The organism is Streptomyces nigra (genome assembly GCF_003074055.1).
Classification (GTDB): domain Bacteria; phylum Actinomycetota; class Actinomycetes; order Streptomycetales; family Streptomycetaceae; genus Streptomyces; species Streptomyces nigra.
In genome coordinates, this window is sequence record NZ_CP029043.1 from 4,455,100 (window position 1) to 4,467,942 (window position 12,843).

Sequence of the window (12,843 nt, forward strand, 5' to 3'; positions counted from 1 at the left end):
ACCCCATCGAGACCGAGAGAAGACTGAAGCCTTATGGCTACCACTTCACTTGACCTGGCCAGGGTCCGCAATATCGGGATCATGGCCCACATCGACGCGGGCAAGACGACCACCACCGAGCGGATCCTCTTCTACACCGGCGTCAGCTACAAGATCGGTGAAGTCCACGACGGCGCTGCCACCATGGACTGGATGGAGCAGGAGCAGGAGCGTGGCATCACGATCACCTCTGCTGCCACCACCTGTCACTGGCCGCTCGAGGACAACGACTACACGATCAACATCATCGACACCCCGGGTCACGTCGACTTCACGGTCGAGGTGGAGCGTTCGCTCCGCGTGCTCGACGGTGCCGTCACGGTGTTCGACGGTGTCGCCGGTGTCGAGCCGCAGTCCGAGACGGTGTGGCGTCAGGCCGACCGTTACGGCGTGCCGCGCATCTGCTTCGTGAACAAGCTGGACCGCACCGGTGCCGAGTTCCACCGCTGCGTCGACATGATCTCGGACCGCCTTGGTGCGCAGCCGCTGGTCATGCAGCTTCCGATCGGTGCCGAGGCCGACTTCAAGGGCGTCGTGGACCTGGTCCGCATGAAGGCGCTCGTGTGGTCCGCCGAGGCCGCCAAGGGCGAGATGTACGACGTCGTCGACATCCCGGCCACGCACACCGAGGCTGCCGAGGAGTACCGCGGCAAGCTGATCGAGGGCGTCGCCGAGAACGACGAAGAGATCATGGAGCTGTACCTGGAGGGCCAGGAGCCCACCGAGGAGCAGCTGTACGCCGCGATCCGTCGCATCACCATCGCGTCCGGCAAGTCGAGCGACACCACGGTCACCCCGGTGTTCTGCGGCACCGCGTTCAAGAACAAGGGCGTCCAGCCCCTGCTCGACGCGGTCGTGCGCTACCTGCCGACCCCCCTCGACGTCGAGGCCATCGAGGGCCACGACGTCAAGGACCCCGAGGTCGTCGTCAAGCGCAAGCCGTCCGACGAGGAGCCGCTGTCGGCGCTGGCGTTCAAGATCATGAGCGACCCGCACCTCGGCAAGCTCACGTTCGTCCGCGTGTACTCCGGTCGCCTGGAGTCCGGCACCCAGGTGCTGAACTCCGTCAAGGGCAAGAAGGAGCGCATCGGCAAGATCTACCGCATGCACGCGAACAAGCGTGAGGAGATCGAGTCGGTGGGCGCCGGCGACATCGTCGCCGTCATGGGCCTCAAGCAGACCACCACCGGTGAGACGCTGAGCGACGACAAGCAGCCGGTGATCCTGGAGTCCATGGACTTCCCGGCGCCGGTCATCCAGGTCGCCATCGAGCCCAAGTCCAAGGGTGACCAGGAGAAGCTGGGTGTCGCCATCCAGCGTCTCGCGGAGGAGGACCCCTCCTTCCAGGTCCACTCGGACGAGGAGACCGGCCAGACCATCATCGGTGGTATGGGCGAGCTGCACCTCGAGGTGCTGGTCGACCGTATGCGCCGTGAGTTCAAGGTCGAGGCCAACGTCGGCAAGCCGCAGGTCGCGTACCGTGAGACGATCCGCAAGGCCGTCGAGCGCGTCGACTACACGCACAAGAAGCAGACTGGTGGTACCGGCCAGTTCGCCAAGGTGCAGATCGCGATCGAGCCGATCGAGGGCGGCGACGCCTCGTACGAGTTCGTGAACAAGGTCACCGGTGGCCGTATCCCGAAGGAGTACATCCCTTCGGTGGACGCCGGTGCGCAGGAGGCCATGCAGTTCGGCATCCTCGCGGGCTACGAGATGACCGGCGTGCGTGTCACGCTGCTCGACGGTGGCTACCACGAGGTCGACTCCTCCGAGCTCGCGTTCAAGATCGCCGGCTCGCAGGCCTTCAAGGAGGCCGCGCGCAAGGCCAGCCCCGTGCTGCTCGAGCCGATGATGGCCGTCGAGGTCACCACGCCCGAGGACTACATGGGCGAGGTCATCGGTGACATCAACTCCCGCCGTGGCCAGATCCAGGCCATGGAGGAGCGGGCGGGTGCTCGCGTCGTGAAGGGCCTCGTGCCCCTCTCGGAGATGTTCGGTTACGTCGGCGACCTGCGCAGCAAGACGTCCGGCCGGGCCAGCTACTCCATGCAGTTCGACTCCTACGCCGAGGTTCCGCGGAACGTCGCCGAGGAGATCATCGCGAAGGCCAAGGGCGAGTAACGCACCGCGTTCACACGCTTTAGGCTTGACTCCGGAGCCTCAGGGGGCATTCCACCGCAACAGCGGGCGGAATGCCCCGGGGCCCGGGCTTTCCAGCAAAGATCACCTGGCGCCGATGAAGCAAGGCGTTCAGAACCACTCCACAGGAGGACCCCGTGGCGAAGGCGAAGTTCGAGCGGACTAAGCCCCACGTCAACATCGGCACCATCGGTCACATCGACCACGGTAAGACGACCCTTACGGCCGCCATTACCAAGGTGCTGCACGACGCGTACCCGGACCTGAACGAGGCCTCGGCCTTCGACCAGATCGACAAGGCTCCCGAGGAGCGCCAGCGCGGTATCACCATCTCCATCGCGCACGTCGAGTACCAGACCGAGACGCGTCACTACGCCCACGTCGACTGCCCCGGTCACGCGGACTACATCAAGAACATGATCACGGGTGCGGCGCAGATGGACGGCGCCATCCTCGTGGTCGCCGCCACCGACGGCCCGATGCCGCAGACCAAGGAGCACGTGCTCCTGGCCCGCCAGGTCGGCGTCCCGTACATCGTCGTCGCCCTGAACAAGGCCGACATGGTGGACGACGAGGAGATCCTGGAGCTCGTCGAGCTCGAGGTCCGTGAGCTCCTCTCCGAGTACGAGTTCCCGGGCGACGACGTTCCCGTCGTCAAGGTCTCGGCGCTCAAGGCGCTCGAGGGCGACAAGGAGTGGGGCCAGTCGGTCCTGGACCTGATGGCCGCCGTCGACGAGGCGATCCCGCAGCCCGAGCGTGACGTCGACAAGCCGTTCCTGATGCCGATCGAGGACGTCTTCACCATCACCGGTCGCGGTACGGTCGTCACCGGCCGCATCGAGCGTGGTGTCCTCAAGGTCAACGAGACCGTCGACATCATCGGCATCAAGCCGGAGACGACCACCACCACGGTCACCGGCATCGAGATGTTCCGCAAGCTGCTCGACGAGGGCCAGGCCGGTGAGAACGTCGGTCTGCTGCTCCGCGGCATCAAGCGCGAGGACGTCGAGCGCGGCCAGGTCATCATCAAGCCGGGCTCGGTCACCCCGCACACCGAGTTCGAGGCGCAGGCCTACATCCTGTCCAAGGACGAGGGTGGCCGCCACACGCCGTTCTTCAACAACTACCGTCCGCAGTTCTACTTCCGTACGACGGACGTGACCGGCGTCGTGACCCTCCCCGAGGGCACCGAGATGGTCATGCCGGGTGACAACACCGAGATGAAGGTGGAGCTCATCCAGCCCGTCGCCATGGAAGAGGGCCTGAAGTTCGCCATCCGTGAGGGTGGCCGGACGGTCGGCGCCGGCCAGGTCACCAAGATCAACAAGTAATTGTCGATCTGACCTGGTAGCTCCAGCGCGAGCACCTGGAGGGGCCCGCACGACTTCGGTCGTGCGGGCCCTTTCGCATGCCCGGAGACAGGTCCGGACGCGGTCCGTCAGGGGGTGCGGCGCAGCCCGTCGACCAGTACCGCGGCGAGCCGGCGGGCGTCGTGGTCGGGGTCGTTCTCGGCGCCGATGCAGAGGTTGCCGACGCCGCGCAGCAGCGTGAGGGCCGGGACGTCGTCGCGGATCTCGCCGGCGGCGACGGCCGCGGCCAGCAGGTCGGCGCAGACGGGCACCAGACGGTCCAGGAAGTACTCGTGCAGGGCAGTGAAGCCGGACTGGTCGGAGCGCAGCACGGCGGCGAGCCCGTGCTTGGTGACCAGGAAGTCCACGAACAGGTCGATCCAGCGGCGCAGGGCCGCGTGCGGGGTCGGCGCCTCTTCGAGCAGCGCGGGACCGGCCTCGGCGCAGGCGTCCACCTGATGTCGGTAGACGGCGATGATCAGGTCCGCGCGGGTCGGGAAGTGCCGGTAGAGGGTGCCCGTGCCGACGCCGGCGCGGGCGGCGATGTCACGCACGGGGGCGTCCACGCCCGAGGTGACGAAGACCGCGGCGGCCGCGTCGAGCAGCGTCTCCTTGTTGCGCCGGGCGTCCTTCCGCCGGGACGTGGCCGCGCTTCCGTCGCGCTGGTCGCTGTCGCTCACCGCGTGCTCCTCGCTCGCTCGCCGGGTCCCCGCATGGTCTCACGGGGGTTCGCCGAGCCCTTTCGTACGTCTGCCCTTGCGGAAACGGAACGTTGTTCCGTATCGTGAGTGGCGTACCGGAACGTTGTTCCGTTTTCAGTGTAGGAGGCTCCCATGCAGTACCGCACGCTCGGCCGCACCGGCGTCCAGGTCAGCACGCTCGCGCTCGGCGCGATGAACTTCGGCGCCATCGGACGCACCACCCAGGACGAGGCCACCGCCATCGTCGACGCGGCCCTGGAGGCCGGCGTCAACCTCATCGACACCGCCGACTTCTACGGCGAGGGCGAGTCCGAGGAGATGGTCGGCAAGGCCATCGCGGGCCGCCGCGACGACATCGTGCTGGCCACCAAGGCCACCATGCCGATCGGGGAGGAGCGCAATCACCGGGGCAGCTCCCGCCGCTGGCTCCACAAGGCCCTGGACGACAGCCTGCGCCGCCTCGGTGTGGACCACGTCGACCTGTTCCAGATCCACCGCTGGGACCCCACGACGACCGACGAGGAGACCCTGTCGGCCCTGACCGACCTCCAGCGCGCCGGGAAGATCCGCTACTTCGGCTCCTCCACCTTCCCCGCGTACCGCATCGTGCAGGCGCAGTGGGCCGCCCGAGAGCTGCGTGTGGGTCGGTACGTCACCGAGCAGCCCAGCTACTCGATCCTCCAGCGCGGCATCGAGTCGCACGTCCTTCCGGTGACCCAGGAATACGGCCTCGGCGTGCTGGTGTGGAGCCCGCTGGCGTCGGGCTGGCTGTCGGGCGCGGTCCGCAAGGGCCAGGAAGTGGCCACGAGCCGCTCGAAGCTGCTGCCCGAGCGGTTCGACCTCTCGATCCCCTCCAACCAGGCCCGTAGCGAAGCCGTCGAGCGGCTCGCCGAGGTCGCCGACCAGGCCGGTCTCACCCTGATCCAGCTGGCGCTCGGGTTCGTGAACGCCCACCCCGCCGTGACCGCCGCGCTCATCGGCCCCCGCACGCTGGAGCACCTGCACTCCCAGCTCGCCGCCGCCGACACCGTGCTCTCCGCCGACGTCCTCGACGCGATCGACGAGATCGTCACCCCCGGCACCGACCTGGCCCCGCAGGAGAAGTTCGACACGCCTCCCGCGCTGCTCGACGCGTCCCTGCGCCGTCGCTGACCGGGACGGACGGCACCTGATGTCCGGAACCCCCCGACCCAGCTTCGGGATCATGACCGCGCCCTCGCAGGTCGGTTACGACGACCTCGTCCGCGTCTGGCGCGAGGCGGACGAGGTCCCCGAGGTCGAGCACGCCTGGCTGTTCGACCACCTCATGCCCATCTTCGGCGACCCCCAGGGGCCGATCTTCGAGGGCTGGACGCTGCTCGCCGCCCTCGCGGCACAGACCGGGCGACTCCGGCTCGGGGTCCTGGTGACCAGCAACCGGTTCCGGGCGCCCGCGCATCTCGCCAAGATCGCGACGACGGTGGGCGTCGTCTCCGGCGGGCGACTGGACTTCGGCATCGGGGTGGGCTCACGGCCCCACCCTCCGGAGGCCCGGCGCGAGTACCCGGCCCACGGGCTGCCCTTCCTGGAGCCGGCCCAGGCGGTCGAGAGCCTCGCCGAGGCGTGCACGGTGATCCGCCGGCTGTGGACCGCGGAGGAGCCGTTCGACTTCCACGGCACCCATCACCGGCTGACCGGGGCCTTCGCCCGCCCCCAGCCCGTGCAGCGCCCGCATCCGCCGATCCTCGTCGGCGGCCGGTCGTCGGCGACGCTGCGCGTGGCCGCGGTCCACGCCGACATGTGGAACGTGCCGGGCGGCGACATCGACGACGTGGTGCGGCGCAGCGCCCTGCTGGACCGGTACTGCGCCGACATCGGCCGCGACCCCGCGTCGATCGTCCGGTCGATCCACCTCCCGGTCGACACCGGCCGGCCCGACGCCGTACGGGATGCCGTGGGGGAGGCGCTGGAGGCGGGGTTCCGGCATGTCGTGCTGGGGCTGCCGGCGCCGTTTCCCGAGGGCATCGCCCGGTGGGTGGCGGAGGAGGTGATCCGTCCGTCGGCGGGATGAGCGCGGCCTGAAAACCCCGCGCGTGCACGGGTATTGACGCGCCGCTCGGCCAGACCATACCGTCCGCCCCACCCCCTAATGTTTCGGATGCGATTTCGAAACATTCGAGAACGAGGACGGGAATGGAAGCCGCATGAGACCCCTTCGTTTCGCCACCGTGGCCCTCGCCACCGCAGCACTGGCCCTGCCGCTCCTGGGCGGTTCGGCGTCCGCCACCCCGAAGGCCGGCCCCAAGGCGCCGCCGCACGCCCACGCAGCGCCCGACCGGCTGCGCGCGGCCGCCCCCGAAGGTTTCGTGATCGGCACGGCCGTGGCCGGCGGCGGCCACCACCTGGAGCAGGACTACCCGGACCCGTTCACATACGACAAGGAGTACCGGAAGGTCCTGGGGCGGGAGTTCAGCTCGGTCTCGCCCGAGAACCAGATGAAGTGGGACTACATCCACCCCGAGCGCGACCGCTACGACTTCGGACAGGCGGACGCGATCGTCGAGTTCGCGCGCAAGAACCACCAAGTGGTGCGCGGGCACACGCTGTTGTGGCACAGCCAGAACCCCGCGTGGCTGGAGAACGGCGACTTCACCGAGGCGGAGCTGCGCGGCATCCTGCGCGAGCACATCACCAAGGTGGTCGGCCGGTACAAGGGCAGGATCCAGCAGTGGGACGTGGCGAACGAGATCTTCGACGACCAGGGCAACCTGCGTACGCGGGACAACATCTGGATCCGTGAGCTCGGTCCGGGGATCGTCGCGGACGCGTTCCGCTGGGCGCACCGGGCGGACCCGAAGGCGAAGCTGTTCCTCAACGACTACAACGTCGAGAGCGTCAACGCGAAGAGTGACGCGTACTACGCGCTGGTGAAGGATCTGCGCGCGCAGCGGGTGCCGGTGCACGGCTTCTCGGTGCAGGGCCACCTGAGCACGCGCTACGGCTTCCCCGGCGACCTCGCCGACAACCTGCGCCGCTTCGACGCGCTCGGCCTGGAGACGGCGGTCACCGAGCTGGACGTCCGCATGGACGTCCCGGAGGGCTCGGTCCCGACCCCGGCCCAGGAGAAGCAGCAGGCGGAGTACTACCAGCGGATGCTGCAGGCGTGCCTGGAGGTCGAGGGCTGCAACTCGTTCACCATCTGGGGCTTCACCGACAAGTACTCGTGGGTCCCGGTGTTCTTCCAGGGCGAGGGCTTCGCGACGGTCATGACGGACGGCTTCGGCCGCAAGCCGGCGTACTACGCGCTGCGCGACACGCTGAAGGACGCCCGCGAGGACGACTGCGGGAAGGGCGGTCCGAAGGGGCCGAAGCACCCTGGGCACTGAGTCGTCCGCGCCTGTCCAGATGGCGGACATTCGGGCCCGCCCCTTGGTATTCGCGTAACACAGGAGTAACACTGGGACGGTTGGCCGGCGTGTCGTATACGAAAACTCGTATAGGTCCACGACCCGGCCGCCGTCCCGCGCGCGGCAACGGCGCCGAGCGCCCCCACCGGTGCCGTACCGGTGAAGCCGTGCCAGAAAGGGACTGCCCTGTGACCCCCGTGTCCTCCCGACCCGATCCCAAGTCCTCCCTCGACCGTCTGCGTGCCGAGGTGGAGCGCCGCAACCCCGCGGAGCCGGAGTTCCACCAGGCCGCCCGCGAGGTGCTGGAGACGCTCGCACCGGTGCTCGCCGCACGGCCCGAGTACGCGGAGCCGGGGCTCGTGGAGCGGCTGGTCGAGCCCGAGCGGCAGATCATGTTCCGGGTCCCGTGGCAGGACGACCACGGGCGGGTCCACGTCAACCGCGGCTTCCGCGTCGAGTTCAACAGCGCCCTCGGCCCCTACAAGGGCGGTCTGCGCTTCCACCCCTCGGTGAACCTCGGCATCATCAAGTTCCTGGGCTTCGAGCAGATCTTCAAGAACGCGCTCACCGGGCTCGGTATCGGCGGCGGCAAGGGCGGCAGCGACTTCGACCCGCAGGGCCGCAGCGACGCCGAGGTCATGCGCTTCTGCCAGTCCTTCATGAGCGAGCTGTACCGGCACATCGGCGAGTACACGGACATCCCCGCCGGTGACATCGGCGTCGGCGCCCGGGAGATCGGCTACCTGTTCGGCCAGTACCGGCGCATCACCAACCGCTGGGAGGGCGGCGTCCTCACCGGCAAGAGCGCCGGCTGGGGCGGCTCGCTGATCCGCCCGGAGGCCACCGGGTACGGCAACGTGCTCTTCACCGAGGCCATGCTGCGCTCCCGGGGCGAGGACCTGGAGGGCCAGACCGCCGTCGTCTCCGGCTCCGGCAACGTCGCCATCCACACCATCGAGAAGCTGGCCGCCCTCGGCGCCAACCCGGTCACCTGCTCCGACTCCGGCGGCTATGTCGTCGACGACAAGGGCATCGACGTGGAGCTGCTGCGCCGGATCAAGGAGGTCGAGCGCGGCCGGGTGAGCGAGTACGCCGAGCGCCGGGGCGCCTCCGCGCGCTATGTGCCCGGTGGACGCGTCTGGGAGGTCCCCGCGGACGTCGCCCTGCCGTCGGCCACCCAGAACGAGCTGAACGCCGTCGACGCCGACACGCTCATCCGCAACGGCGTGAAGGCGGTCTCCGAGGGCGCGAACATGCCCACCACGCCGGAGGCCGTGCAACTGTTCCAGCGGGCCGGGGTCGCCTTCGGCCCGGGCAAGGCGGCCAACGCCGGCGGTGTCGCGGTCAGCGCGCTGGAGATGACCCAGAACGCCTCGCGCACGTCGTGGAAGGCCGACCAGGTCGAGCGTGAACTCGCCCGCATCATGGCCGACATCCACACCACCTGCGCCGAGACCGCCGAGCGCTACGGCGCTCCGGGCGACTATGTGACCGGTGCGAACATCGCGGGCTTCGAGCGGGTGGCCGACGCGATGCTGGCCCAGGGCGTCATCTGACACGTCGGGGAGGCGCGCACGGCGGCCCAGGGTTTGACCTGCGTCACGCTCGGGGTATTGTCTCCGGCTCGATTGGCCAGGCCCCTGCCCCGTATGGCAGACTAGCGGGGTTGCTCGGTCGAGTGTTGATGCTGCGCGCCTCCCGCCGGGAGGACCGGAAGCGAGTCCCACAGTACTCGTCGCCCTAACTGCCGAAAGGCAGCGCTGGGGCGGACGTACGGGAATCTTCCGGGAAGTGACAGCGCGGCACCGACCAGGCACCCGGTGGGCCTCCTAGCTCCCGGCTTGCGGTTCCGGAAGGGCCGTGTTCCTACGCAGGGATGTTCGAACAAGGGACATCTGTGTCAGCGGGAGCGCGACACGCCCGACCGCGTGGGTCGGAGGAGGTCAAGGGAACACCGGGTTCCAGAGCGTAAGAGAGACAGGACTACTGAGTAGCCATGGCGGGACAGAAGATCCGCATCCGGCTCAAGGCCTACGACCACGAGGTCATCGACTCTTCGGCGAAGAAGATCGTCGAGACGGTGACTCGCACTGGTGCGTCGGTCGCGGGCCCGGTGCCGCTGCCCACTGAGAAGAACGTGTACTGCGTCATCAAGTCGCCGCACAAGTACAAGGACTCGCGCGAGCACTTCGAGATGCGCACGCACAAGCGCCTGATCGACATCCTCGACCCGACCCCCAAGACCGTTGACTCTCTGATGCGACTCGACCTCCCGGCCGGTGTCGACATCGAGATCAAGCTCTGAGGCCGGTGATCTGAACGATGGCTAAGCAGATCAAGGGCATCCTGGGCGAGAAGCTCGGCATGACGCAGGTGTGGGACGAGAACAACCGTGTTGTTCCGGTCACCGTCGTCAAGGCCGGCCCCAACGTCGTCACCCAGGTGCGTACGAACGACGTCGACGGCTACGAGTCGGTCCAGATCGCCTTCGGCGAGATCGACCCGCGCAAGGTGAACAAGCCCCTCAAGGGCCACTTCGCGAAGGCCGACGTCACCCCCCGTCGCCACCTCGTCGAGATCCGTACGGCTGACGCCTCCGAGTACACCCTCGGTCAGGAAGTCACCGCCGAGGTCTTCGAGGCGGGCGTCAAGGTCGACGTCACCGGCAAGAGCAAGGGCAAGGGCTTCGCCGGTGTCATGAAGCGTCACAACTTCAAGGGCCTCGGCGCCGGTCACGGCACCCAGCGCAAGCACCGCTCTCCCGGTTCCATCGGTGGCTGCGCCACCCCGGGCCGTGTGTTCAAGGGCCTCCGTATGGCGGGTCGCATGGGCAACGAGCGGGTCACCACCCAGAACCTGACCGTCCACGCCGTTGACGCGGAGAAGGGTCTGCTGCTCATCAAGGGCGCGGTTCCCGGTCCGAACGGCGGCCTCGTCCTGGTCCGCACCGCGGCCAAGGGGGCCTGAGGTAACCGATGAGCACTGTTGACATCCTTTCGCCGGCTGGCGACAAGGCCGGTACCGTCGAGCTCCCCGCGGAGATCTTCGACGTAGAGAAGATCAGCGTTCCGCTGCTTCACCAGGTCGTCGTCGCCCAGCTGGCCGCTGCCCGACAGGGCACGCACAAGACCAAGACCCGTGGCGAGGTCCGTGGTGGCGGCAAGAAGCCGTACCGCCAGAAGGGCACCGGTCGCGCCCGTCAGGGTTCGACCCGCGCGCCGCAGTTCGCCGGTGGTGGCGTCGTGCACGGTCCCGTGCCGCGTGACTACTCGCAGCGGACCCCGAAGAAGATGAAGGCCGCGGCCCTGCGCCACGCCCTCACCGACCGGGCCCGCAACAACCGCATCCACGTCGTCTCCGGCGTGATCGAGGGCGACAACCCGTCCACGAAGGCCGCGAAGAGCCTGTTCGGCAAGATCTCGGAGCGCAAGAACCTGCTCCTGGTCGTCGAGCGCGCCGACGAGGCCGCGTGGCTGTCCGCCCGCAACCTGCCCCAGGTCCACATCCTGGAGCCGGGCCAGCTGAACACGTACGACGTTCTCGTCTCGGACGACGTGGTCTTCACCCAGGCCGCGTTCGAGTCCTTCGTGTCGGGCCCGAAGGCCGATGACACCGAAGGGAGCGAGGCCTGATGGCTACGCGTCACCCGAGCATTGCCTCCAAGGCGGCCAAGGCCGCCAAGGCCGCGCGCGTCGCCAAGGCGCGTCGCCACGCCGCCGAGGGCAAGAACACCGTCGTCACCCCGGCGAGCAAGGCGTACACGGACCCCCGTGACGTGCTGCTGAAGCCGGTCGTGTCGGAGAAGAGCTACGCGCTCCTCGACGAGAACAAGTACACGTTCATCGTCGCCCCGAACGCCAACAAGACCCAGATCAAGCAGGCCGTCCAGGCGGTCTTCGACGTCAAGGTCACCGGGGTCAACACGATCAACCGCCAGGGCAAGCGCAAGCGGACCCGCACCGGCTTCGGCCAGCGCGCGGGCACCAAGCGCGCGATCGTGACCCTCGCCGAGGGCGACCGTATCGACATCTTCGGCGGTCCGACCGCGTAAGCGGGTCGGATCGTCCGATATCGGACGAGGACTGAGAAATGGGAATCCGCAAGTACAAGCCGACTACGCCGGGCCGCCGTGGCTCCAGCGTCGCCGACTTCGTCGAGGTCACGCGGTCCACGCCGGAGAAGTCGCTGGTCCGCCCGCTGCACAGCAAGGGCGGCCGTAACAACGCCGGTCGTGTGACCGTTCGCCACCAGGGTGGCGGACACAAGCGCGCCTACCGCGTGATCGACTTCCGTCGTCACGACAAGGACGGCGTGCCGGCGAAGGTCGCGCACATCGAGTACGACCCCAACCGCACCGCGCGCATCGCGCTGCTGCACTACGCCGACGGCGAGAAGCGCTACATCCTCGCCCCGCGCAACCTGCAGCAGGGTGACCGCGTCGAGAACGGTCCCGGGGCCGACATCAAGCCGGGCAACAACCTGGCGCTCCGCAACATCCCGGTCGGTACCACGATCCACGCGATCGAGCTCCGTCCCGGTGGCGGCGCCAAGTTCGCCCGCTCCGCCGGTGCCTCCGTGCAGCTGCTCGCGAAGGAGGGCCAGATGGCCCACCTCCGCATGCCGTCCGGTGAGATCCGCCTGGTCGACGTGCGCTGCCGCGCCACCGTCGGCGAGGTCGGCAACGCCGAGCAGAGCAACATCAACTGGGGCAAGGCCGGCCGCAAGCGCTGGCTGGGCGTCCGCCCGACCGTTCGCGGTGTGGCGATGAACCCGGTTGACCACCCGCACGGTGGTGGTGAGGGCAAGACCTCCGGTGGTCGCCACCCGGTCTCCCCGTGGGGTCAGAAGGAAGGTCGTACTCGTGCTCCCAAGAAGGCGAGCAACAAGTACATCGTCCGCCGCCGCAAGACGAACAAGAAGCGCTAGGAGCGGGTTTAGATGCCGCGCAGTCTCAAGAAGGGGCCCTTCGTCGACGACCACCTGATCAAGAAGGTGGAAGCCCAGAACGAAGCCGGCACCAAGAACGTCATCAAGACCTGGTCCCGTCGCTCCATGATCGTGCCGGCCATGCTCGGCCACACGCTCGCGGTGCACAACGGCAAGACCCACATCCCGGTGTTCGTCACCGAGTCGATGGTCGGCCACAAGCTCGGCGAGTTCTCGCCGACGCGCACCTTCCGGGGCCACGTCAAGGACGACCGGAAGTCGAAGCGCCGCTAGTAGCGGATC

Annotated in this window: 13 protein-coding genes; 12 read left to right on the top strand and 1 reads right to left on the bottom strand. The window is 68.3% G+C overall.

Translation table 11 applies throughout. The annotated features are described in order from the left end of the window. The first annotated feature begins 33 nt into the window (after nt 1-33). Nucleotides 34-2,160 carry an elongation factor G gene (fusA, locus tag DC008_RS20760; protein ID WP_055622546.1) on the top strand — a complete coding sequence of 709 codons (2,127 nt, stop codon included), beginning with the start codon at nt 34-36 and terminating at the stop codon, nt 2,158-2,160. Nucleotides 2,161-2,315: 155 nt separating this feature from the next. Continuing rightward, the gene (gene tuf, locus DC008_RS20765) at nt 2,316-3,509 is read left to right on the top strand and encodes an elongation factor Tu (RefSeq protein ID WP_108708255.1); all 1,194 of its coding nucleotides are present in this window, start codon (nt 2,316-2,318) and stop codon (nt 3,507-3,509) included. Nucleotides 3,510-3,616: 107 nt separating this feature from the next. Here tuf and DC008_RS20770 read toward each other — a convergent pair whose 3' ends face one another. Continuing rightward, a complete protein-coding gene (locus DC008_RS20770; protein WP_108708256.1) occupies nt 3,617-4,207 on the bottom strand; it encodes a TetR/AcrR family transcriptional regulator in 591 nt (196 codons plus the stop codon). A gap of 153 nt (nt 4,208-4,360) precedes the next feature. Here DC008_RS20770 and DC008_RS20775 point away from each other — a divergent pair, with 153 nt between their 5' ends. The 10 genes from DC008_RS20775 (at nt 4,361) to rpsS (ending at nt 12,834) form a co-directional block, all read left to right on the top strand. Then, the gene (locus tag DC008_RS20775; protein WP_108708257.1) at nt 4,361-5,380 is read left to right on the top strand and encodes an aldo/keto reductase; all 1,020 of its coding nucleotides are present in this window, start codon (nt 4,361-4,363) and stop codon (nt 5,378-5,380) included. 19 nt (nt 5,381-5,399) lie between these two features. Continuing rightward, on the top strand, nt 5,400-6,278 hold the full coding sequence (locus tag DC008_RS20780; protein ID WP_108708258.1) for an LLM class flavin-dependent oxidoreductase: 879 nt from the start codon (nt 5,400-5,402) through the stop codon (nt 6,276-6,278). A gap of 133 nt (nt 6,279-6,411) precedes the next feature. Continuing rightward, entirely contained in the window at nt 6,412-7,593 is a 1,182-nt protein-coding gene (locus tag DC008_RS20785) for an endo-1,4-beta-xylanase (RefSeq protein ID WP_108708259.1), read from the top strand. 218 nt (nt 7,594-7,811) lie between these two features. Continuing rightward, nucleotides 7,812-9,170 carry an NADP-specific glutamate dehydrogenase gene (gdhA, locus tag DC008_RS20790; RefSeq protein WP_108710789.1) on the top strand — a complete coding sequence of 453 codons (1,359 nt, stop codon included), beginning with the start codon at nt 7,812-7,814 and terminating at the stop codon, nt 9,168-9,170. Nucleotides 9,171-9,610: 440 nt separating this feature from the next. Further along, a complete protein-coding gene (rpsJ, locus tag DC008_RS20795) occupies nt 9,611-9,919 on the top strand; it encodes a 30S ribosomal protein S10 (protein WP_003948644.1) in 309 nt (102 codons plus the stop codon). A 17-nt stretch (nt 9,920-9,936) separates the two neighbouring features. Further along, nucleotides 9,937-10,581, top strand: coding sequence for a 50S ribosomal protein L3 (gene rplC, locus DC008_RS20800; RefSeq protein ID WP_062706771.1), 645 nt, complete (start codon nt 9,937-9,939; stop codon nt 10,579-10,581). 8 nt (nt 10,582-10,589) lie between these two features. Further along, a complete protein-coding gene (rplD, locus tag DC008_RS20805; RefSeq protein ID WP_055622539.1) occupies nt 10,590-11,246 on the top strand; it encodes a 50S ribosomal protein L4 in 657 nt (218 codons plus the stop codon). After that, entirely contained in the window at nt 11,246-11,665 is a 420-nt protein-coding gene (rplW, locus tag DC008_RS20810; protein ID WP_055622538.1) for a 50S ribosomal protein L23, read from the top strand. Before rplD ends, rplW begins: the two co-directional genes overlap by 1 nt. 38 nt (nt 11,666-11,703) lie before the next feature. Further along, nucleotides 11,704-12,540, top strand: coding sequence for a 50S ribosomal protein L2 (gene rplB / locus DC008_RS20815; RefSeq protein WP_055622537.1), 837 nt, complete (start codon nt 11,704-11,706; stop codon nt 12,538-12,540). Nucleotides 12,541-12,552: 12 nt separating this feature from the next. Next, the gene (gene rpsS, locus DC008_RS20820; RefSeq protein ID WP_019753092.1) at nt 12,553-12,834 is read left to right on the top strand and encodes a 30S ribosomal protein S19; all 282 of its coding nucleotides are present in this window, start codon (nt 12,553-12,555) and stop codon (nt 12,832-12,834) included. The last annotated feature ends 9 nt before the right edge of the window (nt 12,835-12,843 follow it).

Bases quoted from the DNA above. Each gene is read 5' to 3' on its own strand.
- DC008_RS20775 (WP_108708257.1), top strand. From the start codon at position 4,361: ATGCAGTACCGCACGCTCGGCCGCACCGGCGTCCAGGTCAGCACGCTC.
- fusA (WP_055622546.1), top strand. From the start codon at position 34: ATGGCTACCACTTCACTTGACCTGGCCAGGGTCCGCAATATCGGGATC.
- rpsS (WP_019753092.1), top strand. From the start codon at position 12,553: ATGCCGCGCAGTCTCAAGAAGGGGCCCTTCGTCGACGACCACCTGATC.
- rplC (WP_062706771.1), top strand. From the start codon at position 9,937: ATGGCTAAGCAGATCAAGGGCATCCTGGGCGAGAAGCTCGGCATGACG.
- rplW (WP_055622538.1), top strand. From the start codon at position 11,246: ATGGCTACGCGTCACCCGAGCATTGCCTCCAAGGCGGCCAAGGCCGCC.
- rplD (WP_055622539.1), top strand. From the start codon at position 10,590: ATGAGCACTGTTGACATCCTTTCGCCGGCTGGCGACAAGGCCGGTACC.
- DC008_RS20780 (WP_108708258.1), top strand. From the start codon at position 5,400: ATGTCCGGAACCCCCCGACCCAGCTTCGGGATCATGACCGCGCCCTCG.
- DC008_RS20785 (WP_108708259.1), top strand. From the start codon at position 6,412: ATGAGACCCCTTCGTTTCGCCACCGTGGCCCTCGCCACCGCAGCACTG.
- rpsJ (WP_003948644.1), top strand. From the start codon at position 9,611: ATGGCGGGACAGAAGATCCGCATCCGGCTCAAGGCCTACGACCACGAG.
- rplB (WP_055622537.1), top strand. From the start codon at position 11,704: ATGGGAATCCGCAAGTACAAGCCGACTACGCCGGGCCGCCGTGGCTCC.